We start from the raw sequence: 26,268 nt of genomic DNA, 5'->3' as shown, positions 1-26,268 counted from the left end.
CAGATCGGCTCTGTACCAAAGTCCAGCCTAGCGAGGGGGCAGATTGGGTGGTTTAAGCGCGTTGTCCCATTCCTCTTTTGCCGGAACTAAGTGACAACATAAAGCATAATGCTAGAACAAACGCCGCTGCCACATATGGGAAGTTAATGCTTAGATCAAAAAGATATCCTGCAACGATAGGCCCTGCGATATTACCAAGACTCGTATAAGCAGAGTTCATCCCTGCTACGAAGCCTTGCTGCGATTCCCCCGCCATTTTGGATAGCTGAGTGCCTACCGCTGGTCGAAGAATATCCATAGCCAAGAATACAATAAAGGTAATCACACAAATCGCCAAAAATCCACTTACAAACAGCGTCAGTAGAATGAACATTGCAGCAGTTATAAGACAAGTGGAGATTACCTTATTCTCTCCGAATTTATTCAGAATCCAGCCAAACGCAGATACCTGCACTACAGCACCGGCGATCGAGCCAAAGGTAATCACAAATGCAATATCTTTAGGGGTAAAGCCAAATTTATGGTCCACGAACAATCCGAACACCGTTTCATAATTAGCCAATCCAAAAGCCATGACAAATACAATAATTAATCCGAAAAAGTACGGTTCACGATAAGAGCGCATCAATTGCGTGAAGAAGCTCTCTTGATTATTTTTCGATACCTTCGCTTCCATCCGTTTCTCTGCAGACAGAGACTCAGGCAAGATCAAAACTGTAATTAGAGCTGCAACCCCAGCCGCACCCGCTGCACAGAAAAAAGGCACCCGCATTCCAAGCTCAGCAAGATAGCCGCCAATTCCTGGACCGATAATAAATCCGGTAGTAATGGCTGCATTAATTAGCCCCATGCCTTTAGCTCTTTCTTCAAAAGAAGTCGTGTCCGCTACATAGGCCATAACTGCCGGCATAATTAATGCAGCACCTACACCACCAAGCAATCTGGAAACGAACAAAAGCCAGGATACATTTGCCAGACCAAAGAGCAGCTCTGAAAAAGCAAACACGATCAGACCCGCAACAATCACTTTTTTTCTGCCAATTCTGTCGGATAACCTGCCCGCGAATGGTGATACTAATAATTGGGCAAGTGAGAATGAAGCCACTAACAACCCCACGGTACTTCCGGTGATCCCAAGTTCATTCATGTAAGTAGGCATTATTGGAACTACAAGCCCGATTCCTGTAAAAGCAAGAAAAATATTAAGCATAACAAGAAGCATTGCGCCTCTGTTTCTAAGTAGTAACGACATTGTGTTAACCTCCGTGGTTTCTAAAGCCAATTCTTCGAGTAGTAGTTTTACTGTAGAGACCGACCATCCGGTCTAAATTATAGCCAAAAAAATAGTCCTTCCATTTCCGGTGCCCTCGAGAAGCTTCAGCCTTCATAATTCCTGAATGTAAAGCTTCTTTCATGCCCCCATATATCTTACCCCGTATATATCCCTTGTAATAACAATCGTACTGATTCCCGGTAATATTTTTTGATATCTTCCGGAGTCTTTTCAGGAATAGAACATTCAGCAGCTCGCCCGATCCCTTCGAGCATACCATTTACAATAATCACATAATCCTCTAAGTCACCCTTAATAAAATCCCCCGTGTCCATGCCTTCCTTCAGAAGATCGCGACACGCATGCGAGGCAGCCTCATATAAAAGAGCAAGCCGCTTAGTGATATCCTCCGGATGAGCTCTGCCTCTTGAGAATTCCTCAAGTGCCCGAATCAACGGATTCTGGAAATCATTTGCATAGTGCTCGGCTAACGCATATAAACGCTCCTGAACACCTACAATTTCCTTCTTCTTATCTTCCCACGCCTGTAGCCACTGCACCGTATCCTCTTCTACTACATATAGGAAAAGTTCATCCTTGCTCGGAAAATGATGATATAAGCTGCCCTTGCTGACATTCGAGGCTGCGCAAACTTCATTCATGGTTACAGCTGCATACCCCTTCTGAACAAACAGCTGTGTGGCTTTAAGTACAATTCGTTTTTTTGTTTCTTCTCCATCTGAACGTCCTTTGATTCTAAGCACCTCCTAAACCGACCGTACGGTCTAATGTTATCAGAACACTTCAAAAAAGTGAACCCCTAATCCTTCTTTACCATCAGTACGCAAAAATGCACATCAAAAGACGCCCGGATTCGTACCCGAGCGCCTATCTCATGGATTATCTATAACCCTAGGTGATTAAAAATCAATCAGTCCAAGGCTGATTTGCAGCGAATCATCCACCTTCTTCATCGTTTCATCATCAAGGTGGGTGATCTTGTCAGTTAAGCGTTGTTTGTCAATCGTCCTAACCTGCTCCAGCAGTATAACAGAATCCCTGTCAAAGCCATGAGCCGCTGCGTCAATTTCCACATGCGTAGGTAATTTAGCCTTCTGGATTTGGGCTGTGATTGCAGCCACAATTACCGTCGGGCTAAAGCGATTGCCAATATCATTCTGGATAACCAGTACTGGCCTTACTCCGCCTTGCTCAGAACCTACAACCGGCGAAAGATCAGCAAAAAAAACATCGCCACGTTTAACGATCAATGTCTACACCCCGCTTACTAAGCGGCCAAGAGTGCTGTCTGCATCTTCCTCCGCGAGGAACGCCTCGCATGCCATGGTCAAGTTGATCTTAGCCATTTCCATGTAGCCGCGCTGCATGGACTCCCGGATAGAACGTTTCCTCCGTTCGCTCAAATACAGCTTCATGGCCTGCCTAATCAATTCACTCCGGTTGGAATTCTCCAATTGAACAATTCCGTCCACTTCCTGTAAGAGATGATCGGGCAAGCTGATCATGATTCTTTTGGTGTTCTGCAAATTGGCCACCTTCTCTTCCACCCCCACAAACCTTCTGCCCTTGTGTTCCAGTGTTGCAATATACAAGGAATTTTATACAAGGAATATATGCCGCCAGTATATCAAGTATGCTGCATCCCATTATAAACTAGAAATGGCGGTTCGTATAGGCTTTTAGTCATATCTCCTAATACGATACAATTCCTTCTATTTTCTCCCTTGAATAACATCACTGTCAAGAACTTTAAGATTGTAGCAGAGCATTTACTAACTTAGGAAGTGTGCCTTCACGGATATAAACGCGGGGCACCCGATGAGCCAGCATGCAAATTACCTCGTAGTGAATTGTTCCAAGATGGAGAGCCAACTCGTCTGCCGTGACCATCACGTCAGCTTGACGCCCGATGAGTACAACTTCTTCGCCTGCTTTAATTTGTTCCGCTTCTTCAGCGAAAGATTTGAGTGATACCATACACTGATCCATGCAGATTGTTCCGACGACAGGAACGCGGCGTCCACGTATTAACACCTCCGCTTTGCCAGTTAGCATGCGGGAATATCCATCTGCGTACCCCACAGGTAGCGTTGCGATAATCTCCTCGCTGTCTGTGAAGTACCGAGTGCCGTAGCTGACGCCCCAATGAGGAGGCAGGCTCTTCACATATACAACCTGCGTCTTCAGCGTCATTACCGGATGTAGATCTACCCGTTGACGGTTTACCTCAGTTGAGGGATAAAATCCGTACAGGCTGATGCCTACCCGCACCATGTTGCTGGATAAATAAGGTGAATCAATGGCCGTAGCGCTATTGCCCGTATGTATGATCGGGATCTGAATGTTCTGCTCCCGCAGCGTTTCCGCCACGCTCATGAACCGTCGATGCTGTTCCAGTGTATAGCTTTTGTCTAGTTCGTCTGCCTTGGCAAAATGGGTAAACATACCCTCCAGCTCCGCCTGCGCAACAGACTGCACTTCAGAGATAAATGCAGGTGCGTCAGCTGGTAAAAGCCCCAGTCTCCCCATCCCGCTATCAATCTTGATATGCACCTTCAGCCGATGATCCGGATCTATAGGAAGCTGTCTGATAGCCTCTAATACTTCCGGAGTGAACAGTGTTACAGTTACATGGTTCTCCCAGGCAACGGCTATCCCTTCTGGAGAAGTGTAGCCAAGCACCAGTATAGGAATCAGTATTCCCGCCTGACGCAGCTCCAATGCTTCATCCAAAAAAGCCACACTAACATAATCTGCTCCGAGTCTTTCCAGTTCCCGTGTTACTTCCACTGCTCCATGGCCGTACGCATTTCCTTTGACGCATCCCATAAACTTTGTCTCTGCCGGCAAGTAGCGGCGAAAGGCTTCGTAATTGGCACGCAATTCATCCAGATTAATTTCGGCTACTGTCGGTCGATAGCTTGCTTGCACTTCAAAGTCACCTTCTTACGTTGTAGTAAAACGTCATAGCTGCATAACATCAATCATTGTCTTAGTACTCATGGTAATGCTATGGAAGGTGGCTGTCAATGTGACCTCAGTTATCTTTTGCCTTCAGATCAAAGAGGCTGGAGTGCTGGCAAATATAGAAAGGCGGATACTACGTTGTAGAGGAAAGAATCCCACAAAACGCAGTATCCGCCTACTTTATATTATTTACCCGATTGTGCCTCCATAGAAGCGGCAATTTGCATCATTTCGTTAACAGGAAGATTAGCACTTGTAATTCTGTACTCTATACCCTCAGACATCCATGTCAACGTCTGCTGCTCATCACCACTAAGAAGTCCTGCGGTAAAACCAAGATCTATCAGTGTTCCAGGAGCCAACGCTACTGCACGGTCCAATGGACGGGCTTCCATGATGGTGTATTGATAAACCCCATCATACCGGATGAGAACGGCATGATCTTTGTTCCCCTCCATTTTATGGGAGTCCTTCAACTCAACGCCTGCCGGAACATATCCCGGTTCGATGATCCCAAAGTCACCAAGCTCAGCAGCGACTGGTTGCCCCTCTTGCTCCTGACCTTCCGGAACTACTACTGGATTTCCATTTTCGTCAACCTCAGCTACTGTGCTTTCTGAAGCAGCACCTGTGGTCATATTCTTTTGCATATCAAAGGAATCCTTTGTGAAATCTGTATCGAATTTAAAGGTGTCAAACTTCACATCCACAACTACCTTAGCTTCAGAATCAGAGACTTGAACCTGTTTAGGCTCATAAGTCTTTTTATCCAACCAAATCTTCTGCCGCACAAGAGCATTGCTTTGATAATTCGCAGCTACCTCAAACACATAGTTATCTCCATCTTCCACAAATTGACGATTGTTATCAGAGACGATGCCCCGAACTAGTGTCTGATACAAATAAACCTGACCTTGATTGTCCGGCCAATCACTCTGGAAGCGGAAGCTCTTATTCATACTTGGTGTAAGTACGAACACTCCCTCATCATTACGAAGCACGATCTGCGTAATATCCTTCTGTACATTCGCCAAGCTGATCCGGTAATAAGAAGGGTTCTTGTACCATACCTCTACCTTATACTCCTGCGGCTGCTCGCCGGTGAATAGGGTCATAATGCCTGAAGCTTGGTACGTTCCCTGCTTACTCTCCAACTTGTCGGCCACATTGTTCAAATCCTTGACCACGGAAGCGGCATCCTTCTTCCCGCACCCCGTCATCACCAGGGCCACGCTCATAATGATCGCGAGTACCCATATTGTCCGGCGCATGACATCATCCCCTTAACCTGTTTTGAATGCATTGATTAGTACATGTCTATGAGGGACTTGGCCGCAATATGCAGACGGGCATGACAAGCTGGGAGTTAGATTTATTTTTTAGGAACATACAAACAAAAAAAGCCCACGCAAAGCGCTGGCTTTATGTTTTATACAGAAATGCAATAACATTATGTAAGTCTTATCTATTGAATAGAGCGAAAATTATAGGATCAATTTCTTGTTTCAACTCTCGTTATCGTTATGTACGGCTTTATTGTACTCATTAATTAATTCATCCAACCTCATGGACTGTCTGATCACATTGGGATGTAACAATCCTCCGTGTTGCCTTTCCATTAAATAAAGTTTGGCTCTAGCACCCTCTATTCTTTTTTGGATAATTTCTGGCTTATTCATTAACACAACCTCCTCAAAGTAATATATTAGAGGCATATGTCAAATTCCAAATTTTACAATAGAGTGCAGTACTATAAAGATTTAGGATCAAGAAATATTAGATACAAAGCCATTTTTCTTTTCGTTGATTCGCTGCACCTTACTAATTAGGTTTTGATATTCTTTTTGCGTTTCGATGGATGCTATGTGTCTTAGCTGTTCGAACATCCCAACACATTTTATAATACATGATTCGCTATTTATCTTTACTGAACATTCCAAACTTATCATTATATACTTTATACTAATCTCATATTCATTTCTTTTTATGTAGTAAGAAGCGATCTCAGCCATCAAGTTGGTATATCTATCTTCGAGGATTTGTTGATTATAGGATCTATTTTCTAGGCGATGATCTCTACATTCTGATTTTTTTTGTTTAAACCGCAGAAGAATATCATCCACATTAAATTGATAGTAATTAGCTGCTTGAAGGATTTTGAACAGACCTGAAAGAATTTCTTCCTCTCTTTGTTCAATGTATGCCACATATTCCGGCAGCACCGTTACATCCCCTTTTAAAATTCGCAGCAAGTAAATATTAGCCCGCGCCCACTCCATGCATTGATTGATATGCTGCAAAGCTTCTTCCGTGTCTTCACGAATCCAGCTCATATCCATATATAAGTTAACATAATGTAATGCTCTATCATAATTGCCAAGCTCTCTATAAACTACTGAACGTAACATGTAAGAGTATTGAATATACGAGAATAGTGGTATTTCGGGTTCCTTTTGAAGCTTGCTTTTTCTGGCACGTTCGTATTTGGAATGATATTGAATCGTTGCTTTATTCCCCATTTCCTTAGCTATTGCCTTTACCTTGTCCCAATGTCGCAAAGCGCTATATGTATTCGCCAAATCTTTCAGCGCATCGAGCTGGTCCACCTCATCAAGCCGGTTAACAAATCCTTCAAATTGCACCGCTGCTCGCAAATTAGCATCCTGATCCTCACCCAAAGCGATTGTGAACAGTCTGTATTGGCAAAGAGCCAAACGCTCTGAATGCTGATACTTCTCACTCTCAGCCACACTCTGATATAACATCGCTGCTGCTTCATATTTCCCTTGCGCAAAAAAATCTTCCGCAGTATCAAATAACGAAGGCGTATAAGATAAGCTGTCCATCATGATCCCAACTACCCGTGCAATACAATCCAGCTTATCCAGCTCTGCACAGCGATATAGAAATGGCCGAAGGCGTCTCCAATTCGGATTGGAATGTACAAAACACTCATCCACATATAAATCATAGTAGCTGCCTTCTTCTAATCCCATACCTTCTGTAATTCGATCTAATTGTTGCATGGCTATTGGACGATTCCCATTAATGATATTACTGATCGTGCCTGAATTTACCTTAGACACCTCTGAGAACTGATTGATCGTAGTCCCATGCTTCTTGAGATAGTCCGCCAGTTCTGCACGAATGGTCATCCGCTTCATGATCAAAGCCACCTTTCGCCCAACATAATACAGATATAAATTAATAGTATTTTAATAAATATATGTCTAATTATTCCAGTGGTCAAATACTTTTTTCCTATCGCTCTTCAATATACAATTATTCGGTGAGTAATGTATAGACTATAGATTAGTAAAAAGCAAAAACCATCAGAATGCAAGGTGTAATAGACCTTTTCCGATGGTTTTTCCTATGATAATTCTATCTATTGTTATTCAATACATGCATATAAATTCAACTATGAGCTGGGTTTAATCATCAAATCTAGCTTTTTAATGTAAGGGTCTAGCGCTTCCATTAACTTCTCTTGGTTTTGTATCTCCTCATTTGAAAGCCGTTCCATATGAACACTACCATCTGAATCAAATACCTTGGTATCATAGCTTTGTAACTCAATTATTAATCGTTTAGTTTCCTCAAACTCCTTATTTGTAAGCCTCTGTTCAGCTTTTTCAAGCAAGCTATTCCAGAAAGTATCACGATCAACGGATTTCACTGATTTCTTTGATGTTTTGGCTTCATTCATTTGTTCAAAATAAGGTTCAAGCTCCATCTGTAATTTCTTGTAAGCCTTCTTCTCCTGCGCACTTAATTGTTCTAGGTGAAAGACGCCTTCAGCATCAGCCATTTGCAGATTATAAGCTCCCAATTCTTTCAGTAAGGACATCAGCTTTGTGAATTCCTCTTCGTTAAAGGTTTGCTTCGCGTTCTGCAGCTTCGCTTCAAGCCTATCGTATTGTTGCTGGGTTACTCCAATCGTAGCAGCGGTTATCTGTGAGCCATATAGGGTGTCCGCCAAATAATTATATCCGGCATAAGCTCCAGTAGGAATTAATAATGCTGCCGCCAAAATACTTGCTACAAGCCATTTTTTCATTCGTCTTCCCCCTTGTTTGGGTGCAGTCCTATTTAGTATTTGCTCCTTCAGTTCCGGTGGGGCTGTACAATTTCTAGCCTCTTCCTGCAGAGCTGTCCGTAGCTCTTCATTGAAATTCATCCAGGTCCACCACCTTTCCCTTAAAAAGAATATGGTTCGCTGGCTTCTGGCGAAGCTTGTGCAGTGCAGCATGAATACGAGATTTCACGGTTCCGAGAGGAATACCTAGTATCAAGGCACTTTCTTCTTGGGAAAATTCGTTTAAATAATGCAGAATGATCACCTGTTTCAGCTTAAATGGAAGACACTCTACACTTGCTAGCAGGGCTTGGTTGGATAATCTGTCCACAACATCATTCGTAAATTCGTGTTCCATGATCAAATCAGCATGCTCTGCCTTTTTCAGGATTCGAAGATGCGTCCATCTCTTCCTCCGATAGGCATAAATTTGTCTCATGACCAATCCCATAAGCCAGGGTCTAAAGGGGCGTTCCATGTCGAAGCGTTCAAGAGACCGGTGCATCTGCAAATAAATTTCTTGAACAATATCATCCACATCAGATGATTCACGAACGAGGAAATGAACGGTCTGATATACATCCCGGATCGTTGCATCATATAACTCACTGAACGCTTCACGACTGCCGGCTTGCGCAAGCGTAATGAGCTTAGAATTTTCATTTGGATGTTTCATCCCTTTCAACCCCCTCCTTCGGTCTTACAATATATATTGGTAAAAAAAAGAGATATCGTTCGATTTATTTTGAGCGTCAACTCGACTCCTCAACTTGACAAGCTTATTATAGCTTCTATATATTTTAGAAACTAAAGTAAATTGGAGCGTGGCTATGAGCACAGAGCAAGATAAACAATACGCTATCCATAAGGTTATGGAATCTATGGCAAATGTGCAGCAGAAATCCCAGTTCTTCATTGATATGATCACCAAGCAGGAGACACTGACTCACAATCAGATCCTACTGCTGTTCCAGCTCAGACTTATTGGAAGCTTGAACATTACTGACATCTCCGAACGATTTATTATTACACCGGGAGCCGCTTCCTCGATGTGTGATAAGCTGGAAGATGCCGGTCTTATCGAACGTGTGCGGACGAAGGAAGATCGCAGAGTCGTCAACATAGTCCTTACAGAACAAGGACATCAGCGGATTCTCCATATCTTCGAAGCCTTTCCTACCTCGGAGTTGGATAAAATCTCAGGAACCTTAGAACAAATCAATGAGTTAATGGATAAAATGATGAACTAATGTTTATATAACTGCCTGTCAGGAAACTGACGGCAGTTTTTTTATGCTTATAACTCCGAAATGTTATATTGACTATATATTATAATGGATATATATTTTAATCATTAAAATATAATTTGAAAGGCGGCTCCCTATAAAATGCCCCATGCTAGTGATACTTTTGAACGTAATGAAATGATCGGTCCACCGCTGAAGGTGAGAGGTTCATTAATCCTCCAAGAGGATATTCGTGCGGATACTGTCGATGTTGTTGGACATTTAAGTGCTCAGAAGAATGTAACTACCGTGAAGCTAAAAGTATCTGGTGATTGTTCGATTGGAGGTCATTGCAGGGCCGAGCAGGTTATAAATCTGGGAGGACTCCGTGTACAACAACTCCAAGCCAATAGACTGCAATCGTCAGGATACTTCTCCGCAGCACAAAATGTTGCAGTCGAAACCTTTTATGCCGAAGGTGCTGTGAAGATCCATAGATTAACTGCTGGCTCATCGATTGAGCTACGTTTAGGAAACAGAAGCACAATTGAGGTCATGAAATCAAGCGGAACAATTACTATTAAGCCTTCTTTGAAACTAATGAATGCGCTAATCCCCTACTTCCGGAAGCTTACTTGCGAAACGATTGAAGGAACTAGCATCACGTTATACCGAACAACAGCCGATCTCGTCTGCGGGGAAGATATCATCATCGGTCCGGGTTGTTCTATCGGGGAGATCCGCTATAGCAAAAGTCTAACAGTAGACCCGAAATCACAAGTTGATCGGACCGAGTTTTTAAATAATTAGCAAACGTAACAAGCTTGTCTCTGCTTTGTTTACAGAAAGTGACCTACTACGCGCTGATTTAATCTATACTTAAGAGGACTGGACTTAATCCTCGGAGGTAATTATGAATAAAATCATCGTAATCGGAGCTAGCACGCTCTTTTTAGCCGGATGTGGAACATCGGCATCTATAGATATGGATACATCAATAGCAATTAACCAAACACAAACAACTGAAGCACCACTGAAGCTAATCGTTGATGGAGAAACCGTTCTTCCATCTCTCCCACCTTTTTTCTCAGGTGATAAGGCCTATGTACCTGCAAAAGTACTCATGGAGTACTATTCTTCTGAACAACGATGGGATAGTGTTACGAAAACCTTAACCATCTCTGACGGAAGCAGTAGTTATGTACTGAAGCCGGGCAATGAATATATGCAAGGTGACGGATATCAAAATACGCTGGGGGGACCTGCGATTCTACGAAACGGCAATTTATATATTCCTGCTGACGCATTAAGCAGCCTCTCCGGAGCAGAAGTGCAACTGAATGCCTCGCAAACTGAAATATCAATTACATCTGGAGATGTTAGTACTACCGTAAGAACCCCCAGCGAACCTCTCGCTATTGCTACAGAAAATGACCAAGTTAAGCTGTATACTGCCCTTAAAAATGGCGATATCTACGAGGGATTTGTTGTAGAGGTGAACGGTAATAAACATACGTTTAATTGGGAAGCACCAAGATTGCTAGGTTACACTCCTGAGATTCATTATGCCGATATAGATCAGGATGGGCAGGAAGAGGTTGTTGTCATACTGTGGCTCGGTACAGGAACGGGCATGTCTATGCAAGAGCTTCACGTGATTAAGCCAAACCAGTGGAAAGAAATGAATATACCTTCCGCAGATGAAGCGGTCTCCACATTGGTTACTTCAAAAATTTCCAATGAAAAAGGCGATGCCCTCATACAAATTCAGGTTAAAGGTTCAAATCCATCTATGGTTACTATGCGGTATCCAGATCGTGGAGAGGATGACAATCTTGGCGAAAAAGCAGGTATTGGTGCTGTTACTTACTACATGGTGGAAGAAGGCAGGCTGAAGGCTGAAACCAATGTTTATATTGGATTTCTGGAGAGCATTGGCACACTAACCTTTGACTACAAAACGGGAAAGACTGGAATGGAACCTGAATCCATTCGCTTTGAGCCTCATGAGGAGTACGCCTCTTATGTAGTGGGTAAGCAGCTATGATTGATGCCCATATCCATTTAGAGCAATATGAGCCTGAGGTTTCAGAACAAATGTTAAGTGAGTTGCCTACCTTAGGGATCGAAGCCTTGATTGCTGTCTCTATGAATTTAGACTCTTGCTTCCGTACCCAAAAGCTTGCCGCTACCTATCCCGGAATGGTACACCCCGCTTATGGCTTTCATCCGGAGCAACCACTACCGCAGGAAACTGAGTTATGCAATCTACTGGAATGGATTGAGCGTCAAGATCGGGAGGATTTCATCGCTGTGGGTGAAATCGGACTGCCTTATTATTCGCGTGCTGAGGCACTGGAGCGCGGCGAAGCCTTTGATATGGAGCCTTATATTCAGCTTCTTGATCAGTTACTCGGGCTTGCAGCCCGTATAGATAAACCAGTGGTCTTGCACGCTGTTTATGAGGATGCGCTGATTGCCTGCGATCTACTAGAGAAGCATGGTATAAAGCGTGTCCACTTCCACTGGTTTAAGGGACCCGAAGAAGCCATTGTCCGCATGATCAACAACGGCTGCTATATCTCTTTCACCCCTGATATCCTATACGAGCCGGAGATTCAGGAGCTTGCCCGCCGCTACCCTCCTCAGCTTGTCATGGCGGAAACCGATGGCCCTTGGCCGTTTGAAGGACCCTTTGCGGGAAAAATCACTCATCCATCTATGATTCAAGACGTCGCCGCCGCTTGGGGAGCGCTCCATGGCTACACCCCTGGCCAAGCGGAAGAAATACTGATTGCGAATACTAGGCGATTTTATAGCTTGTAGATAGAAAAAAGGATGGCCCCTAGCTAACTGCTAATGCCAGGCCATCCTTTTGAATAATCACAGTTTTATCCCAATTTGGGAGTTCATAACCTCTCCACACCCATTAACGTTCCGCCAGCGAACTCCATTTTATAAATATCCGGCTTAGTGGTTTGAAGCAGAAAATTCAGATCATATTTGGCGTCAAAATAATTCATCATTAGTGTCATGACTGCACCGTGAGTGCCAATCGCAACCTTTTGACCACGGTGTTTATTCAGTATTCCTTGCAACACGCTAACGGATCGCTTCTGACACGTATGAATGGATTCCCCACCAACCGGAACAAAATCCGGATCAGCAAACATTGTTGTCAGTAATGGGTATAACTCCTGGTCAGGCATGATCTTATTTCCGTCTGAAAAATGGATTTCTCGGAGGTCTTCAACATCCTGAATCTCTGCACCTACCTCCTGCGCCAATCCAGAAATCGTATGTATCGCCCGAAGATATGGACTTGAATAGAAAACTTGAATTCCTTCGGGACGTAACTTCTCCGTTATCTTGCGGGCATCCTCCTCCCCCTTCGCTGTTAATCCACGTGTTCTCTCAGTTCCTCCGGGCAGCTTGGGTGATTCTCCATGCCTAACCATATAAATATAAGTAGCCATTCGTTTCCCTCCTTCTATCTTTATAATTTCTCGTGTTCTATCTAAACTCCTCCATACAATAAAATAAAAAAAGCCCTCACGGGCAAGAATCAATCCTAGCGAGCTAGAAAAGTCTCTTAATTGCACTCTATACAACTATTAATCGTAAAAAGAGCTCTGCTGAGCAAATAAGTGTAGTTCATACAACTAAAGTTCGCTTTGAAAGATGGAACAGCATTTAATTGCAGATTCTGCAACTAAATGCTAGGTAAGCTCGCTAGGTAGTCTGTGCTACTCAAGCTTTCTAGTCTGGCTAGTTAGCCTGACCTCCACTCAGACTTCTGCAAGCTTTTTTCTGAATAAATCAGCAGCCTTAAGTTTCCATCACTTTAACCTTCGCCGATTGCTCCACTATGCTATCCGTCATCTCCTTCTCCTTAGGCCACAGCACGCGTCCGAATGCGATGCCCAGCACACCAATCAGAGCAATTACGATACCAAAGTTAAAAAAGATCCGGCTAGGCCCAGCGGCCTGAACCAGCATACCACCAAGGAGTGGAGCGCCAATCATCACACCGCTAAGAATCGTACTCTGAATACCGAACACACGCCCTGTCATATGCGGGGGAGTTTCTTTTTGCAAACAATAATTGAAGGTAATCATAAACATTCCGTTTCCGAGACCCAGTACGAATCCTAACAGCAATACAGGAAGGCTTGTGACGCCTGGCTGAAGCAGACCAAGCCCTCCGACCGATACACCAATGAGTGCATAACCCGTTCCTAGCTTCCAGCCGTAGCCTGTTCCCCGATTCATTTTGTTCATGACCATGATCATGAATATAGCACCCACGCCAGTTGCCGCGACAAGCCAGCCCAGCATAGATTCCTCAGCAGGTGCAATAATTCTGAATAGACTTGTAAACTGGAAGTCGATCATTTGAATAGCTAACGCACCGATTAAACCAAACAGCATACTGTTTAGCAGCAATCTGCTGCGCAGCATAAAGCCCCAGCCTTCCTTCCACATCGTACGAAGGGGAACCTGTTCCTCTTTATCGCCCTGATCTGAGCCGACTTGTCCTACCTCATTATTCTTAACGGTCAGTAGAAGCAGGTACGAGCAACCTCTGAGACAAGCATTGATCAATATACACCATTGTGGTGTTAGCACTGACAATGCGAAACCTCCAAGTAACGGTCCAGCGATTTTGGAGCCTTGATTTACAATTCCATTCAGTGAAGTCGCTTGCAGAAGCTGATCCTCTCTAACCAAACTGCGAGTCATTGACTGCTGGGCAGGTACGTTTAAGGTAGAGATAGCAGCTCGCAGCATCAGTAATGGGAGCAACCACACCATACTGGGAGCGAAAAGTACTAGTACTGTTAACAATGCCGTAAGTAGATCACACATCCGCATTAGCTTTAGCTTATTCAGTCGGTCAGCCGCTACTCCTGCCACGGAGCCAAGCAGAATCCCAGGTAAAGCTATAGAGACTGGAATCAAAGCCAGCATTAGCGGACTAGCTTGCCAACGGTATCCTACGAGTACCTGAATCGCCAGCGCATCGAACCAATCCCCAAAAGTAGCTGTCGCGAATGCGCTGTATACACGCATATACACTTTGTTTTTTAGCAGACTCGTTCCTGCTTGTGATGAAGCATTCATCGGACATTCCTCCAAGTTACGATTAAGAACATATGAAGCATGACCTTAATGTACTGGAGAATTGTCAGAGAATTATCAGAGAGCTGTCACGATATTCATAAGCACGGTTTCCAAGGATTGCTCCAAACGATGGAATCCCCGTTCTTCCTTCTCTCGTTCAAATAAATCTGCATATTTCCGATGTAAAGCTGACTGTGGAGAAAACTCGTTACAATAGTGAACAATTCTGTATAATGCATATATCTGCATCGGCACGAATCCTGACATTTCAAGCACCTGAAGCGCCTCATCCAATAACTGCTCTGCTTCACGCCAAGACTTGCGCCGTAGAAAACACAGGCCTCTTGCAACTTTATAACTGCCGATCTCCCGCAAAAAAGGCTTCTCCTGCAAAAGCGCTTCAATGTCTTTCGCCATCCGTTCTAATTCCTGATCTTCTGTTCCCATCCACAAGTGTACGAGCATTTCAGAAATTGCCGTTACAGGAATGAAGTTCTCATACCCTGGCTCTTTAATCACTTCATGCGTCAGCTTTAATCGTTCTAATGCTTTTTCCGGCTGCCCGGCCAGCGTGTATAAATCCAGAATATTAAGGATCTCCATTTCAACATGCTGGGGCGGCAAAAGAATCTTTTTCTCAAGGACTAGCTCGCAGAACTCCAGTTTCTGCTTTGGATCACCCAAAAACATATAACATATTAACAGCGAATAGAATCGCTCTTCTATCTCAACTTCCTCCGTGTTCAGAAGCCATTCCAAATCTCCCTGCACAAAATGAATATAGATCGAATAGAACGGATCCATTTCATAACCCAAAACATCCTGTTGCCGGGCTAAGGTTAGCATGGATCGCCCTTGGCCGTATTGATGATATTTTACGAATACTTCCCGCATCGTCTTTTGCATTTCTAAGTCGTATGTAGTCGGATTAGCCATGGCGGCAGAGGAATCCTGCATAGTCAGACTATAGCCGAATCCCCGAATAGTCTTAATATCTAGGCCTTGTAGCTTGCCAAGCTTTTTACGAAGCCGATAAATATGATCATCTACCGTTCGTTCTACCGGATACTCCAATGGCCATACTTTATCCAGCAACTGTTCCCGACTGAACGTACGTCCTCTATTTTTGTACAAGAACTGAAAAAGCGTAAATTCCTTTGGAAATAATTCTATCGTTATCCCATCTGTGGTCACTTTATATTCGCTTTCGTTTAATTCCAGCTGCATGATAGAACCTCACTTTCCCTCGAATCCGCTCATTGATTACATTATATCAGTCCGTCCAAGGCGTACTCCAGCAAAGATAAACATACAAAAAGAGCAACCTACAGATTTCTCTGTATGATTGCTCTATGCACCCATTGCTGGTTTTACCCAGCCATATTGTTAAGGAATCCTGCTCACTAAACACAGAAATATGATCTACTGTGCCGGTTGAGCTTGGAATAATAAATTTCAGCTGGTATTGGTCATTGGCTTGATAGGTGTAAATCTTATCGTCACCATTTGTTTTGGTGTCATCCGGTTTGCCAAGTGTTCCCTCGATTTGTTTCAGTGTCAGCTTTTGCAGTGCAGTATCACTGGAACGAACATCGAAGATCAGGCTCCCTTTGTTAAATCCAAATACGACATGTTTGTCAGTGTAAGTAGCATAAATACCTTTTCCAGCTGACTCTTGTTGATCAGGCTTACCCCAGTCCGCTTCTACCTCATCTATAAGACCGGTATGTGCAGCATATTCAACACCGGGCACCTTTCCTTTTTTGGCAAGCACAAGTAGTTCTTTAAGCTGTTCAGCGCTATCTTGCGGATTAGCGTTGGCTGCATCTTTATTAGTCTCTGTAGGGGATGTGGTCATAGCGGGTGCTGTTTCCGTAGGTGTGGTTGATGGACTGGCTTCCGGTTCAGAGGTTTCTGTTACGGCAGTTTCCGTAGGTGCTGAGGTTGGGGTAGCTGAATTTGCTTGTTCATTGTTCGAGCTGCATCCGGCTAGTCCAATCATCCCTGTAAGCAGAATAGAGGCTGCTAAAAATTTAATCTGTGCTGACATGATGACATCTCCTTAGTAAATTCGCTTAAAGCCGATTGTAAAAATGGAACCGGACATATCTATCATTTACCCAAATCTGCCGAACATCAATAAATTAAGGATTAATGCGCACTATCAGGGCATTTCATTACAGAACGTGCAATAGATTGGGGCTGTTTGCTTCGAAAAAAGCAATGCATTGCACTTCGTGCAATAGAATTCATAAAAACCCCCTAACTAGGCGTTTTTTAACTATTTTGAATGTACAAAGTACAACAGAATTGATTTCCGCTCACTTCAGGATAGATTCTATTGCACAAACTGCAATGTGGGAACATCTTGGGAAGCTCAGGGAACGCCGTCTCGGATCATCATCTCGGGAATACTCCCCCTAAGTAAAAATATTCCACACAAACGCAACCTTAATCCTCCAAGCCGCATCTTATTAGTAAAGGGAGGGGAGCTTCATCTGAATATTATAGAGAGAATCAAAGCAAAGGATGAGTCAGCTCTCCGCCTGTTAATGGACGATTACGGCGATATGCTGCTCCGAACCGCTTGCTTGCTACTCAAAGATCGGCACAGTGCCGAAGAGGCGGTGCAAGATACTTTTATTCAAGCCTATGCCAAAATGAGTCAGCTGCAGGACCCGGAACGGTTAAAGGCTTGGCTCATTCGCATCGTTGTTAACCGCTGCCGTATGAAGCAACGGACTTGGAGCTGGCGTAATATTTTCCCTTCGGGCGGGTCAGAGCTTCAAGGAAGTGATGTTGCAGGCTTCACTGCTGGAGCGGAAGAGCTTTTTATGGTGGAATGGCACAATATCAGACTCGCCGAGTCCATGAGGACTCTCGATTATGTATACCGAGAATGTCTGACATTATATTACTTTCATGAGATGAGCATCCGAGAAATTTCCGAGCAATTAAATACCCCTGAGAATACGATTAAATCCCGGCTCGCTAGAGGACGGACGCTCTTAAAAAAGATTTTGGAGAAGGAGGGACATTTCTAATGAACACGGAGAATACGGAACGCGAAGCTATCAAGCAATTACTAGACGAAGAACTACAATCCATTCACTTTGAAGGACACGAACGCGTCCTCAAAATGACCCACCCTCCAACCTTTGGAGCCCGCCTCTTAGCACTCTGGAATAAGGAAATTGAGATCCCTGTCAAACCTATAGGCGCGATCGGCGCCATTATTCTAGTCGTTACACTGACCCTGCATCAACCAGAGGTTAAACACCATCCACAACAAGGCGTCCAGCAGCAAAAGAACCGGGAACTCATTGAGGCCGGAGGCAATACGTACTGGAAAGACATCTATGAGCAGGCGGTGAAGAAACATGCGAATTAAGATCAAGGTCAAACATCTGGTGTCATTCGTGTTGCTCCCCGCCTCCCTGCTCATTCTTCTATTTAACTTTCTGCCCTCCTTAAAGGCACAAATGGAGGAAAGCCCAGCTATTCAATCTAACCTGGCCCGTACAGAACTTCTGCAAAAGCTAGAGTCTACAACTGGCAGTAAACGTATGGAGCTTATTCAAACCAATATCATCGATAAGGAGCACGGCTACGATCCCTATAGATACGACGTAAATATTGGTCCCTCTATGAGTCAGTGGAATCAGGATGAACCGAGTATTTCCGATTTGCTACCGGAGGATAAAATCGCATTGTTAGAGGAATACATCCTAGATGGACCAACGAATAATACACGGATATTTGCGGCTAAGCGGCTTGTCTATGAATATGATGCTCTTGGTCGTAGGGACGACGGAGATCAAGCGCTATACACCGCCGCAAAACAGTTAGACAGCAATTCTAGCGTGGCAAAAAAGCTAGCTCTCCTTCGTGCAGAACGTGCCCTGAATCGTGGGGATATAATAACCGCGGAAGCTATTCTTGAACAAACCACATTTCCATCCGAGAATCAGGAAGATTTAAATGCACAAAAAGCATGGCTTACCGGACGCCTGCTCTTCACGAAAGGAGAAGCGCAGGAAGCTCTTGCCGAAGTAGACAATGGCTTAGCAAGCTACAAAAAATTCTGGCAGGATATTCATACAGCAGGTCAATCATCAAGTTCAGCGCCAGAGATAGGTACTTCAGAAACCGAAATGCAGCTTGAAGCGCTAAAATCCGCCATTCAGTCAGCTGTAGATATGGGAAGTACCTCTACAGCTGTCGTATCCGGAACACTGACTCATAGCGATGGTTCGCCGGTCTCACGTGCAGGTGTTTTTCTCCGTGCTGAAAGCGAGGTTCATCATAGCATTACTGAGGCTGAACCGTACCGAATCGTTACCGACGATAAAGGGCGTTTCGAATTCCACGGTGTGATTCCGGGCTTCTATCAATTGCAGCTTGGACTTAGCTATGATCAGATCGACGGCTGGACTTGGCCTGTACAGTATGACGATTGGATTGAAGTTAAACCGGATGATAGGTTGATTGAGAGCATTGTTCTACAACCTCTGATAGAGCTTCAGTCTCCTATTAATCAAGAGACGATAACAGGTCAGTCTGTAGATTTTCGCTGGAAGGCTGTTAAAGGTGCGGCTTACTATCGCTTAAGCGGAGGGGTCTCGACGGTGGGGAGCTCCTTCAGTTCTCAGATTCGGGACTATATTACAGATAATCAAGTCTCCATTCCAGTAGATGAACTCTATTACAACAGTGGTTTCTCCTACGGCAGCGGCGGAGAGGGCTTTGAATCGATTGATCCTCTTTCTTTTCTCGTGTTCATGAATCCGGAAGCACGCTTTTCTTGGAATATCGAGGCATTTGATGCGGATGGACGCCTGATTACCCGCAGTAATGGCTACAGGTTAAACGAAGACACCGCCTTGAATCTTCCTTTCTTCTATCTCAAGGAACGAGAACTGACCACGGCTGATAGATTATTGCTGAATAAGAACCCAGAGCAAGCCCTTGAAATGTACCAACAAAATGTCTTGGATGATCCACAGGATGCTCATGCCCTGCATATGCTTGTAAAGCTGTTGCTCGCCAAATCGTCCATCACGAAGGATGACTCATTAGAAGATCGGGCGATCCCTTCACTCCAAAAGCTCATACAGTTACATCCTTATTCTAATTATGCCTTCACATTGACGCAGTATTATTTTGATCATAAGGACTGGAAATCATATAACGAATTTCATTCCCGCTACAACGAGTTAAACTCCATCGAATTAAACAGCTATGTACGCTCTATTAACGCGACAGCACTCTTGCATCAAGGCAAGCTTAAAGAAGCTCGGGAGCAATTTGCTATCGCCTTAGAGCATGATAACAGCCATCGTTTTATTGGCAGCTATTTGGCGGCAGAATTATACGCAGGCGAGTCACTCTCTTCCGTCTTAACACTTGCTGAACGTTACCCCGAACACAGCTTTGGTCTTAATGGGTATCGTTGGCCACAAATGGTTAAACAGCTAATGACCGAACGAACAAAACAGCCTAGTAACTATGAACAAGAGTTGAAGGAAAAACTCGGATGGTACATGAATGGTCAGACAGATGTTTTAAAGCAATGGATCGAAGGGGCAAAGTCCTCCGCCCTAAAAACCTTTATGCAAGCCGTACTAGAAGTAAGCTAACTCATTTATGCATACAAAAATCCGGTCCCTCTCGATAAATACGAGCATGGACCGGATTTTTATTTACGCATGATTTTGTTTAGATTTAGCTTCCATCATGTAATTCTGGAAGTCTGTGATACTTGGGTTGGACATATAGTGCCCACCCTCAACTTCAATGGTTTGGCCTGTGATGAATTTAGATTCATCTGATGCCAGGAACAAAACAGTGTTCCCGATATCATCTGCTTCGCCGTGATAAGGCAGAGCGTTGAACTTCTGGAAAATATCCAGAACGGCTGGAGGCATATTTCTTGCAGCCGCCGGTGTTAGGATCAGGCCTGGAGCCACTCCGTTACAACGAATCTTATCCTTGCCATATTGTGTAGCGATGTAACGAGTAAGGTTTACCACAGCTGCCTTGGAGGAGCCATAAGCGGTACGCAATGAATCTCCTGCAAATGCTGACATCGAAGCTGTGTTAATGATCGAACCTCCACCCGCTTTAATCATATGTGGAATGGCAAACCGGCTGCCTAACAGAACACTTTTGGTGTTCACGTTCATCAGGCGATCCCATTCTTCCAAATCTATGTTGACGACATCTAGGTCTTTTTGCAGATTAGTTAGACCTACATTGTTGAACAAAACTGTAATTGTGCCATACTGAGCGACTGTGAAATCAACGGCTTCCTTGATCGAATCCGCTTGGGATGCATCCAAGAAAAGACCTTCCGCCTCTCCACCCTCACTTTTAATCTTAGCCGCTGCTTCTTTAGCAGCCTCTACATTAAAATCGGCGATGACAACTTTGGCTCCTTCTCTAGCCATTAAAGTAGCGGCTGATAAGCCAATACCCGAAGCGCCTCCAGTTACTAGTGCAACCTTACCTTGAACTCTTCCCATATTCATACCCCTTTATAATGTGATTAAGATTCTTAGATGATTTCATTTATGTTTCAGAGCTATCAAAGCTCGTTAACAACTTCTCATAGATTTTCAAGAATTGATGCAGTTCATCCTCATCGAGCTTCTGAAACATTTCAACTCGGAGCTCCTGCCCTTTTAGCTGTGCTTCCTTCAGTACATCTTTACCTTTGTCCGTGATAGAGAGCAGTACATTTCGGCGATCATCCTCGTTATATTTGCGCTCGGCCATTTCCTGCTTAATTAAGCGATTGGCAATGTTCGTCATCGCTCCCGGCGTATAACCTAGCTTCTTAGCCAAAGTAGTTTGCTTCTGCGGACCTTTTTTATTCAATTCTCCCAAGACGAGAACAGGAGATATCCCAATATTGTGGTCAAAAGCATTCATCCATCGAACAATAATTTCATTCGTGAATAATTCAACGGCATGTATAAGTCTAAAAATATCTGGGTTTTCCAAGACATCCTCCTTAGATATTCATAATCATTGGCTACTTCTATATATATTTTAACACTAAAATATTTAATAGTAAATTATTTAACGGTAAAATACTTAATATTTAAAAAAGAATGCTTTTGAAAGCATCCTTTAAATTGCAGATTTATCAACTACATAAGTACCAGCCATCATATCGTGAAGCGCCCGTTTACGGGGAGTAAATGCGACGAATAGATAATCCACAAGCATGATGGGGCCAAGTATTTTACTAAGGTCAGTAGCCAAAGGTGCCCATAAATTAAGAGTGGTGGAAATCACAGTAAGATCGTAGAGGCTTACGCCAACAATCATTGAAAAAATCGTACTAATGATTCGGAAAATATTTCGAATTAAAGCTTCCTTCAACGTGGGAATATTCCCTTGCTGATTGACAATTTTTATCTTTAAAACCAGCTTTCCAGGCGATCCGCCAAATCTAACGATCATAAAAATATCAAACACGACGAAGAAAATATATTCAAGGATGATGGGAATTTCCGAATGCAAGGATACAGCTAATGAATTGAATATCCAGTATACAATAACCGCAGGTATCAGAATGATAAGGAGATCAAGAACAGTAGCGAGAACTCTTTTCCAAAAGCCTATGAAATCCTCCTGTTCCAAACGCTCAACTGCATTGTTATCCATATCAGGGCCCCACTCTCTATGCTTTACTTTATTCATTCAATTATTCTATGTATCTCTTCCTGATCATATCCCCGATTCCATTCAAATATCTAATCCTCATAGGTTCAGGCTGAGCCCAATCGGCAGGATGATAAGTCCTAGAGAAATAACAGTAATGATTCTCGTGGTGAGGATCGGTAGTTTTACATTTTTTTCTGATTTATACCATCCTTTAAACTGAAAATGATTCCGATACAGCATAAAAAATATCAATAGATTTCCAAGCCCCATACTCCAGTTATACAAGGGCTGACCAAAAATAGATTGATAAACCAATCTTTCTACTCCGCCTAAAATAAATAAGGTCAACACAAGCAATACGCACAATCGAAACAATTCCACAATAAAAGAACCCAGTTTTATCATTACATAACCGTCCTTTCCAGATCTCCTCGCCACAATAAAACATCCATATTCATCCAATTATACACCTTACCTGCGATGACTCCTATCGAAATATTAGAAAAACAACCCAGCCCAAGATACATTCTATCCTGAGCTAGGTTCAGTCGCTTCTTCCCTATGATGATGTAACTTCTCCCTTAACCCCTATTTCCTGAATCTGCGTCCTCAGATTAACAATTTCCGCCATTAACGCCTCATTCTCCGCCTCCGTATCCCTACTTCCGCTCAGAATCAATTGATTCAGACGCAGCTCCAGAAGAGCAAGATCATCCTCCCGAGCTTGTTCTTTACGGGTAAGCACACGGCTTCTATCTTTGGAGATGTATTCCTCATAGGAGCCTTGAAAAAACTTCGGTGCCTGAGTAGGTGCTAAGATTACCAAACGATTAGCTACTTTAGCGTGAAGATATCGGTCATGCGAGACCATCACAAGTCCCCCCGGATATCCCCTTAGCGCTTCTTCTACACGCTCTCTAGTGTCAATGTCCAGATAATTAGTGGGTTCATCCAGAACCAATAGATTCGCTTTTCCAAAGTACAATTTAAGGAAAGCTACACGACATTTCTCCCCCAGACTTAAATCACCGATTCGTTTAAAGACATCCTCCCGTGAAAATAAAAAACAACCCAGAATCGTACGTGCCTCCGTCTGTGTCATACCGGGTAGTTCAAGCAAACTATCCAGGATGGTGGATGACACCGCTAAATTGTCCAGCTCTTGCGCAAAGTAGCCAACCTTCGTACGCGGATGCAGCTGCACTTCGCCTTTGGTTGGTTTATGAATCCCAGCAATCAGCTTCAACAAAGAAGACTTACCAACACCATTAGGACCCAGAATAGCGAGACGGTCTCCTCGATGCAATGACAAACTACAATCTGTTAATACAGGCGCACTACCTTTATATGCAAAATCGATCTCACGGAGTGCCAGCAAAGTGTCAGCCATAAACGCTTCACTTTCCAGCTTCATCTTCAGCTTGCTTGTCTCCCGCGGCAATTCCACACGGTTCTTATTTAAGCGTTCGAGTGCCGCTTCCTTCGCATGAAGACGAGACACATTTTTCTTAGATTTCGCACGCAGGAAATCATGCTGGCCGGCAGCACGGTGTGCCTGCTGGAACCATTCGGCATATCTCCGGATACTCTCAAGCAGCTTCTCCTTTTCCTGTTCTTGCTTCTTATATTGTCCCTCTAGCGTTCGCGCCTCTACCGCCTTCTGCTCCCGATACTGCGTATATCCGCCCGAATACCGGCGACATCCCTCTGGACTAAGCTCCAGCAATGCCGTCGCGGTTCTATCGATGAACGTACGATCATGCGAAACATAAAGCACGGTTCCGGGGTAGGTGTACACCCAATGTTCCAACCATTCCATCGTTTCTCCATCTAAGTGATTCGTCGGCTCATCCAGAATCAACAGCTTCGGCTGCTGGGCTAGTAATGCTGCCAGTTGGACACGTGTCTTTTGCCCTCCGCTTAGCGATGGGTATGGCAAATTCCAAACCGAACGATCAAGCTTGAGCTGCTTCAGACATTTTTCCGCTTTAGCCTCCCAGTCATACCCATCAAGCTGCAAGTATTGATCGTATACTTCGGCGTATTCTGCCAATCCTGCTTCGCTCTCGTCGTTCTGCTCCTGTAACCTCTGACTGAGGGATTCAAGCCGGCATTTCAATTGGGGGAGCTCAGCCGACCCGGAGAGAACATAATCCAATGCGGTTACTTCTTCTGATATCTCTAGCTGCTGGTCCAGCACTCCCCATTCCTCGCGTGGCAAGCCATGATAGATACTTCCCTCCTCGAAAGTGAGGCGACCGATCAATCCCTTAAGCAGTGTGGTTTTGCCGATTCCATTACGTCCGAACAAGAGCACACGCTCTCCTTCTGCAATCTCAAAGGACACCTTCTCAAATAACAGGTTCCCGTTCCATTCTTTACGTAAATTTTTTGCTTTTATTAGGGTCATATTCCATTCCTCCGATTATATTGCAAATAAAAAACCGCAGCCAGCGGTCTGCGGTCAAATAGCGTATGATGGGGGAATGCGCCATAACATGAATAGACTACGGCCGTGATCACCTGCTGCATGCAGAGTAAACCAAACAATAGATAGATCTATTCATATAAAAGCAGCGTAAGACCCCCGACCGACACACGTATCCCTGACCGTTATCACCCTGCATGGGTGCTCCGTGACTTGTGCATATGCACTTCACAAGCTTAAGTGGTCTACTTCTAGGAAACGTGTTAGTTATTCATCAGTCGGTGGTCCTCCGTCATTGTCCGAATTTGTTTAATGAGTACAGTATATAACAACACAACTTAGAAATAAAAGTTCAAGAACAGTTATAAATTAATCTTTACCGACTGAGACTCTGAGCTCCACTGCACCTGAATACCAAATAATTCAGGCAAGGTGCTCAGTGGAATCATCAATCGACCATTTTCATTGCGGGATGCTGGCATCGTAAGTGTTTTTCCATTCACAACAGCCTGACCGGATAACGGTTTATGTGTCACCGTACGGTTGCCTATCGTAATTAGCAATGCACCCGTTCCAGCTTCACTCTGTAAACTTCCACCTAACAGGGCTACAGATTCTCTCAGCGGAACAAATACACGCGAGTTATCCATTAAAAAAGGATCTTTCAGCTTTGTCGTGACTCCATCCATCTCAAAAGCTCCAGCAAACGTCTTACTTCCTACGGAATATCCATTTTTAGTCGCAATGTTCTCCATCGCCAGTGTGCTTGTTGTGATGATAACCCTTGTATTCTTAGCTATTTTTGGGTAAAGCCAGTGGATGTCATCATTATGCATTCGAATACATCCGGCGCTAACATACTTTCCTATGGAGGACTCATTATTGTTGCCGTGAATCGCATACGTGGTACCATACGTTCCGTTCACTTCTAGTCCTAGCCAGCGGTCGCCAAGTGGATTGGCCGGATCACCCCCGGGTATTTTCTCTTTGTAATAGGGTCTGTTCTTTACTTTAACTACCATTTTGAAACTGCCTTCGGGTGTCAGTTCCTTCGACTTCCCTGTCGCGACTGGAAAGATCTTTACCAGCTTACCCTCACTGAAATACGCGAGTTTGTTTGTTTTTTTGTTCACGATAATCAGATCGGATCCAGCAGCAGCTTCCGCCTTTCCCACACCTGTAAAACATGCAGCGAACAGAAGCCCAAACACAAGCATCAGCTTTATGTTCCGCTGTAATGAAGATTGAAACCAGCTACTCGAAACAAAAAATCCCAATTTTCTCCACCTCCATATATAAAGACGAAATCATTTCAAATTAGTTGCATACCAGCCTGTACCTATTCTTTTCAACTCGTCCCCCTGCATTTGACGCAGAGATTGCAATACTGTAACCACGTGAACGCACATTAAAAAAAGCCGACCTTTGGATAACCAAAGATCGGCTCTGTATTTTATATGCTCAGTATTTCATGTTT

General features: G+C 43.9%; 27 protein-coding genes. 7 read left to right on the top strand and 20 right to left on the bottom strand.

The annotated features are described in order from the left end of the window. Window positions 1-52: 52 nt before the first annotated feature. The 10 genes from R50345_RS05420 to R50345_RS05375 all read right to left on the bottom strand — a co-directional run bounded on the left by R50345_RS05420 (window position 53) and on the right by R50345_RS05375 (window position 9,015). Window positions 53-1,252 carry an MFS transporter gene (locus R50345_RS05420; protein WP_042124729.1) on the bottom strand — a complete coding sequence of 400 codons (1,200 nt, stop codon included), beginning with the start codon at window positions 1,250-1,252 and terminating at the stop codon, window positions 53-55. 176 nt (window positions 1,253-1,428) lie between these two features. After that, the gene (locus tag R50345_RS05415) at window positions 1,429-2,037 is read right to left on the bottom strand and encodes a TetR/AcrR family transcriptional regulator (protein ID WP_052414476.1); all 609 of its coding nucleotides are present in this window, start codon (window positions 2,035-2,037) and stop codon (window positions 1,429-1,431) included. A gap of 156 nt (window positions 2,038-2,193) precedes the next feature. Further along, window positions 2,194-2,544, bottom strand: a complete 351-nt coding sequence (locus tag R50345_RS05410; protein WP_042124727.1) for a type II toxin-antitoxin system PemK/MazF family toxin — start codon at window positions 2,542-2,544, stop codon at window positions 2,194-2,196. Window positions 2,545-2,547: 3 nt separating this feature from the next. Next, window positions 2,548-2,829: a CopG family ribbon-helix-helix protein gene (locus tag R50345_RS05405; RefSeq protein ID WP_025698676.1), complete on the bottom strand. Its 282-nt coding sequence runs from the start codon at window positions 2,827-2,829 to the stop codon at window positions 2,548-2,550. Window positions 2,830-3,043: 214 nt separating this feature from the next. Beyond that, entirely contained in the window at window positions 3,044-4,225 is a 1,182-nt protein-coding gene (gene alr, locus R50345_RS05400) for an alanine racemase (protein ID WP_042124725.1), read from the bottom strand. A 221-nt stretch (window positions 4,226-4,446) separates the two neighbouring features. Continuing rightward, window positions 4,447-5,532 (bottom strand): LolA family protein, encoded by a 1,086-nt coding sequence (locus R50345_RS05395; protein WP_042124723.1) that lies wholly within the window; start codon window positions 5,530-5,532, stop codon window positions 4,447-4,449. A 234-nt stretch (window positions 5,533-5,766) separates the two neighbouring features. After that, the gene (locus tag R50345_RS05390) at window positions 5,767-5,940 is read right to left on the bottom strand and encodes an aspartyl-phosphate phosphatase Spo0E family protein (RefSeq protein ID WP_197069747.1); all 174 of its coding nucleotides are present in this window, start codon (window positions 5,938-5,940) and stop codon (window positions 5,767-5,769) included. An 87-nt stretch (window positions 5,941-6,027) separates the two neighbouring features. Next, window positions 6,028-7,425, bottom strand: coding sequence for a transcriptional regulator (locus R50345_RS05385; RefSeq protein WP_419885900.1), 1,398 nt, complete (start codon window positions 7,423-7,425; stop codon window positions 6,028-6,030). A gap of 257 nt (window positions 7,426-7,682) precedes the next feature. After that, complete coding sequence (locus R50345_RS05380; protein ID WP_042124721.1) at window positions 7,683-8,441, bottom strand: DUF3600 domain-containing protein; 759 nt, start codon at window positions 8,439-8,441, stop codon at window positions 7,683-7,685. After that, complete coding sequence (locus tag R50345_RS05375; RefSeq protein ID WP_042124719.1) at window positions 8,428-9,015, bottom strand: sigma-70 family RNA polymerase sigma factor; 588 nt, start codon at window positions 9,013-9,015, stop codon at window positions 8,428-8,430. Before R50345_RS05375 ends, R50345_RS05380 begins: the two co-directional genes overlap by 14 nt. A 154-nt stretch (window positions 9,016-9,169) precedes the next feature. On the opposite strand from R50345_RS05375, the gene R50345_RS05370 reads away from it, so the two are divergent. The 4 genes from R50345_RS05370 to R50345_RS05355 all read left to right on the top strand — a co-directional run bounded on the left by R50345_RS05370 (window position 9,170) and on the right by R50345_RS05355 (window position 12,391). Continuing rightward, window positions 9,170-9,589 carry a MarR family winged helix-turn-helix transcriptional regulator gene (locus R50345_RS05370; protein ID WP_042124717.1) on the top strand — a complete coding sequence of 140 codons (420 nt, stop codon included), beginning with the start codon at window positions 9,170-9,172 and terminating at the stop codon, window positions 9,587-9,589. Window positions 9,590-9,727: 138 nt separating this feature from the next. Next, on the top strand, window positions 9,728-10,375 hold the full coding sequence (locus tag R50345_RS30130; protein ID WP_052414475.1) for a hypothetical protein: 648 nt from the start codon (window positions 9,728-9,730) through the stop codon (window positions 10,373-10,375). 103 nt (window positions 10,376-10,478) lie between these two features. Beyond that, on the top strand, window positions 10,479-11,612 hold the full coding sequence (locus R50345_RS05360) for a copper amine oxidase N-terminal domain-containing protein (RefSeq protein WP_042124715.1): 1,134 nt from the start codon (window positions 10,479-10,481) through the stop codon (window positions 11,610-11,612). Next, window positions 11,609-12,391: a TatD family hydrolase gene (locus R50345_RS05355; protein WP_042124713.1), complete on the top strand. Its 783-nt coding sequence runs from the start codon at window positions 11,609-11,611 to the stop codon at window positions 12,389-12,391. The genes R50345_RS05360 and R50345_RS05355 overlap by 4 nt, the downstream gene beginning before the upstream one ends. Window positions 12,392-12,474: 83 nt before the next feature. On the opposite strand, the gene R50345_RS05350 is transcribed toward R50345_RS05355, so the two are convergent. From R50345_RS05350 to R50345_RS05335, 4 genes are all read right to left on the bottom strand, one after another. Continuing rightward, window positions 12,475-13,041 carry a histidine phosphatase family protein gene (locus R50345_RS05350; protein WP_042124710.1) on the bottom strand — a complete coding sequence of 189 codons (567 nt, stop codon included), beginning with the start codon at window positions 13,039-13,041 and terminating at the stop codon, window positions 12,475-12,477. Between the two features lie 352 nt (window positions 13,042-13,393). Continuing rightward, window positions 13,394-14,689: an MFS transporter gene (locus R50345_RS05345; protein WP_042124708.1), complete on the bottom strand. Its 1,296-nt coding sequence runs from the start codon at window positions 14,687-14,689 to the stop codon at window positions 13,394-13,396. 75 nt (window positions 14,690-14,764) lie between these two features. Beyond that, window positions 14,765-15,916 carry a winged helix-turn-helix domain-containing protein gene (locus R50345_RS05340; protein WP_052414474.1) on the bottom strand — a complete coding sequence of 384 codons (1,152 nt, stop codon included), beginning with the start codon at window positions 15,914-15,916 and terminating at the stop codon, window positions 14,765-14,767. A 46-nt stretch (window positions 15,917-15,962) separates the two neighbouring features. Continuing rightward, the gene (locus tag R50345_RS05335; RefSeq protein WP_081954000.1) at window positions 15,963-16,739 is read right to left on the bottom strand and encodes a YjgB family protein; all 777 of its coding nucleotides are present in this window, start codon (window positions 16,737-16,739) and stop codon (window positions 15,963-15,965) included. Window positions 16,740-17,046: 307 nt separating this feature from the next. Here R50345_RS05335 and R50345_RS05330 point away from each other — a divergent pair, with 307 nt between their 5' ends. Genes R50345_RS05330 through R50345_RS05320 form a run of 3 tightly spaced genes read left to right on the top strand, consistent with a single transcriptional unit; the run spans window position 17,047 to window position 20,328 of the window. After that, window positions 17,047-17,733 (top strand): RNA polymerase sigma factor, encoded by a 687-nt coding sequence (locus tag R50345_RS05330; RefSeq protein ID WP_231574055.1) that lies wholly within the window; start codon window positions 17,047-17,049, stop codon window positions 17,731-17,733. After that, window positions 17,733-18,080: a hypothetical protein gene (locus R50345_RS05325; protein WP_042124703.1), complete on the top strand. Its 348-nt coding sequence runs from the start codon at window positions 17,733-17,735 to the stop codon at window positions 18,078-18,080. Before R50345_RS05330 ends, R50345_RS05325 begins: the two co-directional genes overlap by 1 nt. Beyond that, on the top strand, window positions 18,070-20,328 hold the full coding sequence (locus R50345_RS05320; protein ID WP_042124701.1) for a carboxypeptidase-like regulatory domain-containing protein: 2,259 nt from the start codon (window positions 18,070-18,072) through the stop codon (window positions 20,326-20,328). Before R50345_RS05325 ends, R50345_RS05320 begins: the two co-directional genes overlap by 11 nt. Before the next feature lie 63 nt (window positions 20,329-20,391). Here R50345_RS05320 and R50345_RS05315 read toward each other — a convergent pair whose 3' ends face one another. The 6 genes from R50345_RS05315 to R50345_RS05290 form a co-directional block, all read right to left on the bottom strand. Next, the gene (locus tag R50345_RS05315; RefSeq protein WP_042124700.1) at window positions 20,392-21,213 is read right to left on the bottom strand and encodes an SDR family NAD(P)-dependent oxidoreductase; all 822 of its coding nucleotides are present in this window, start codon (window positions 21,211-21,213) and stop codon (window positions 20,392-20,394) included. A 46-nt stretch (window positions 21,214-21,259) separates the two neighbouring features. Beyond that, complete coding sequence (locus R50345_RS05310; RefSeq protein WP_042124698.1) at window positions 21,260-21,694, bottom strand: MarR family winged helix-turn-helix transcriptional regulator; 435 nt, start codon at window positions 21,692-21,694, stop codon at window positions 21,260-21,262. Between the two features lie 129 nt (window positions 21,695-21,823). Further along, on the bottom strand, window positions 21,824-22,399 hold the full coding sequence (locus tag R50345_RS05305) for an RDD family protein (protein WP_042124696.1): 576 nt from the start codon (window positions 22,397-22,399) through the stop codon (window positions 21,824-21,826). A 60-nt stretch (window positions 22,400-22,459) separates the two neighbouring features. Beyond that, the gene (locus R50345_RS05300) at window positions 22,460-22,768 is read right to left on the bottom strand and encodes a hypothetical protein (protein WP_052414473.1); all 309 of its coding nucleotides are present in this window, start codon (window positions 22,766-22,768) and stop codon (window positions 22,460-22,462) included. Window positions 22,769-22,922: 154 nt separating this feature from the next. Further along, the gene (gene abc-f / locus R50345_RS05295) at window positions 22,923-24,773 is read right to left on the bottom strand and encodes a ribosomal protection-like ABC-F family protein (protein WP_042124694.1); all 1,851 of its coding nucleotides are present in this window, start codon (window positions 24,771-24,773) and stop codon (window positions 22,923-22,925) included. Between the two features lie 380 nt (window positions 24,774-25,153). Further along, window positions 25,154-26,068, bottom strand: coding sequence for a L,D-transpeptidase family protein (locus tag R50345_RS05290; RefSeq protein ID WP_231574054.1), 915 nt, complete (start codon window positions 26,066-26,068; stop codon window positions 25,154-25,156). Between the last annotated feature and the right edge of the window lie 200 nt (window positions 26,069-26,268).

The organism is Paenibacillus sp. FSL R5-0345, from assembly GCF_000758585.1.
In the GTDB taxonomy this organism is placed as follows: Bacteria; Bacillota; Bacilli; order Paenibacillales; family Paenibacillaceae; genus Paenibacillus_AQ.
The sequence above is the reverse complement of the archived record's forward strand: the minus strand, read 5'-3'. Positions and strand labels throughout refer to the sequence as shown.

Excerpts from the sequence above, each read along its gene's own strand:
- R50345_RS05325 (WP_042124703.1), top strand. The coding sequence starts at position 17,733 with ATGAACACGGAGAATACGGAACGCGAAGCTATCAAGCAATTACTAGAC.
- R50345_RS05390 (WP_197069747.1), bottom strand. The coding sequence starts at position 5,940 with ATGAATAAGCCAGAAATTATCCAAAAAAGAATAGAGGGTGCTAGAGCC.
- R50345_RS05320 (WP_042124701.1), top strand. The coding sequence starts at position 18,070 with ATGCGAATTAAGATCAAGGTCAAACATCTGGTGTCATTCGTGTTGCTC.
- R50345_RS05335 (WP_081954000.1), bottom strand. The coding sequence starts at position 16,739 with ATGTCAGCACAGATTAAATTTTTAGCAGCCTCTATTCTGCTTACAGGG.
- R50345_RS05315 (WP_042124700.1), bottom strand. The coding sequence starts at position 21,213 with ATGGGAAGAGTTCAAGGTAAGGTTGCACTAGTAACTGGAGGCGCTTCG.
- R50345_RS05360 (WP_042124715.1), top strand. The coding sequence starts at position 10,479 with ATGAATAAAATCATCGTAATCGGAGCTAGCACGCTCTTTTTAGCCGGA.
- R50345_RS05370 (WP_042124717.1), top strand. The coding sequence starts at position 9,170 with ATGAGCACAGAGCAAGATAAACAATACGCTATCCATAAGGTTATGGAA.
- R50345_RS05420 (WP_042124729.1), bottom strand. The coding sequence starts at position 1,252 with ATGTCGTTACTACTTAGAAACAGAGGCGCAATGCTTCTTGTTATGCTT.
- R50345_RS05375 (WP_042124719.1), bottom strand. The coding sequence starts at position 9,015 with ATGAAACATCCAAATGAAAATTCTAAGCTCATTACGCTTGCGCAAGCC.
- R50345_RS05340 (WP_052414474.1), bottom strand. The coding sequence starts at position 15,916 with ATGCAGCTGGAATTAAACGAAAGCGAATATAAAGTGACCACAGATGGG.
- R50345_RS05395 (WP_042124723.1), bottom strand. The coding sequence starts at position 5,532 with ATGCGCCGGACAATATGGGTACTCGCGATCATTATGAGCGTGGCCCTG.
- R50345_RS05380 (WP_042124721.1), bottom strand. The coding sequence starts at position 8,441 with ATGAATTTCAATGAAGAGCTACGGACAGCTCTGCAGGAAGAGGCTAGA.
- R50345_RS30130 (WP_052414475.1), top strand. The coding sequence starts at position 9,728 with ATGCCCCATGCTAGTGATACTTTTGAACGTAATGAAATGATCGGTCCA.
- R50345_RS05345 (WP_042124708.1), bottom strand. The coding sequence starts at position 14,689 with ATGAATGCTTCATCACAAGCAGGAACGAGTCTGCTAAAAAACAAAGTG.
- R50345_RS05355 (WP_042124713.1), top strand. The coding sequence starts at position 11,609 with ATGATTGATGCCCATATCCATTTAGAGCAATATGAGCCTGAGGTTTCA.
- R50345_RS05350 (WP_042124710.1), bottom strand. The coding sequence starts at position 13,041 with ATGGCTACTTATATTTATATGGTTAGGCATGGAGAATCACCCAAGCTG.
- R50345_RS05300 (WP_052414473.1), bottom strand. The coding sequence starts at position 22,768 with ATGATAAAACTGGGTTCTTTTATTGTGGAATTGTTTCGATTGTGCGTA.
- abc-f (WP_042124694.1), bottom strand. The coding sequence starts at position 24,773 with ATGACCCTAATAAAAGCAAAAAATTTACGTAAAGAATGGAACGGGAAC.
- R50345_RS05305 (WP_042124696.1), bottom strand. The coding sequence starts at position 22,399 with ATGAATAAAGTAAAGCATAGAGAGTGGGGCCCTGATATGGATAACAAT.
- R50345_RS05385 (WP_419885900.1), bottom strand. The coding sequence starts at position 7,425 with ATGAAGCGGATGACCATTCGTGCAGAACTGGCGGACTATCTCAAGAAG.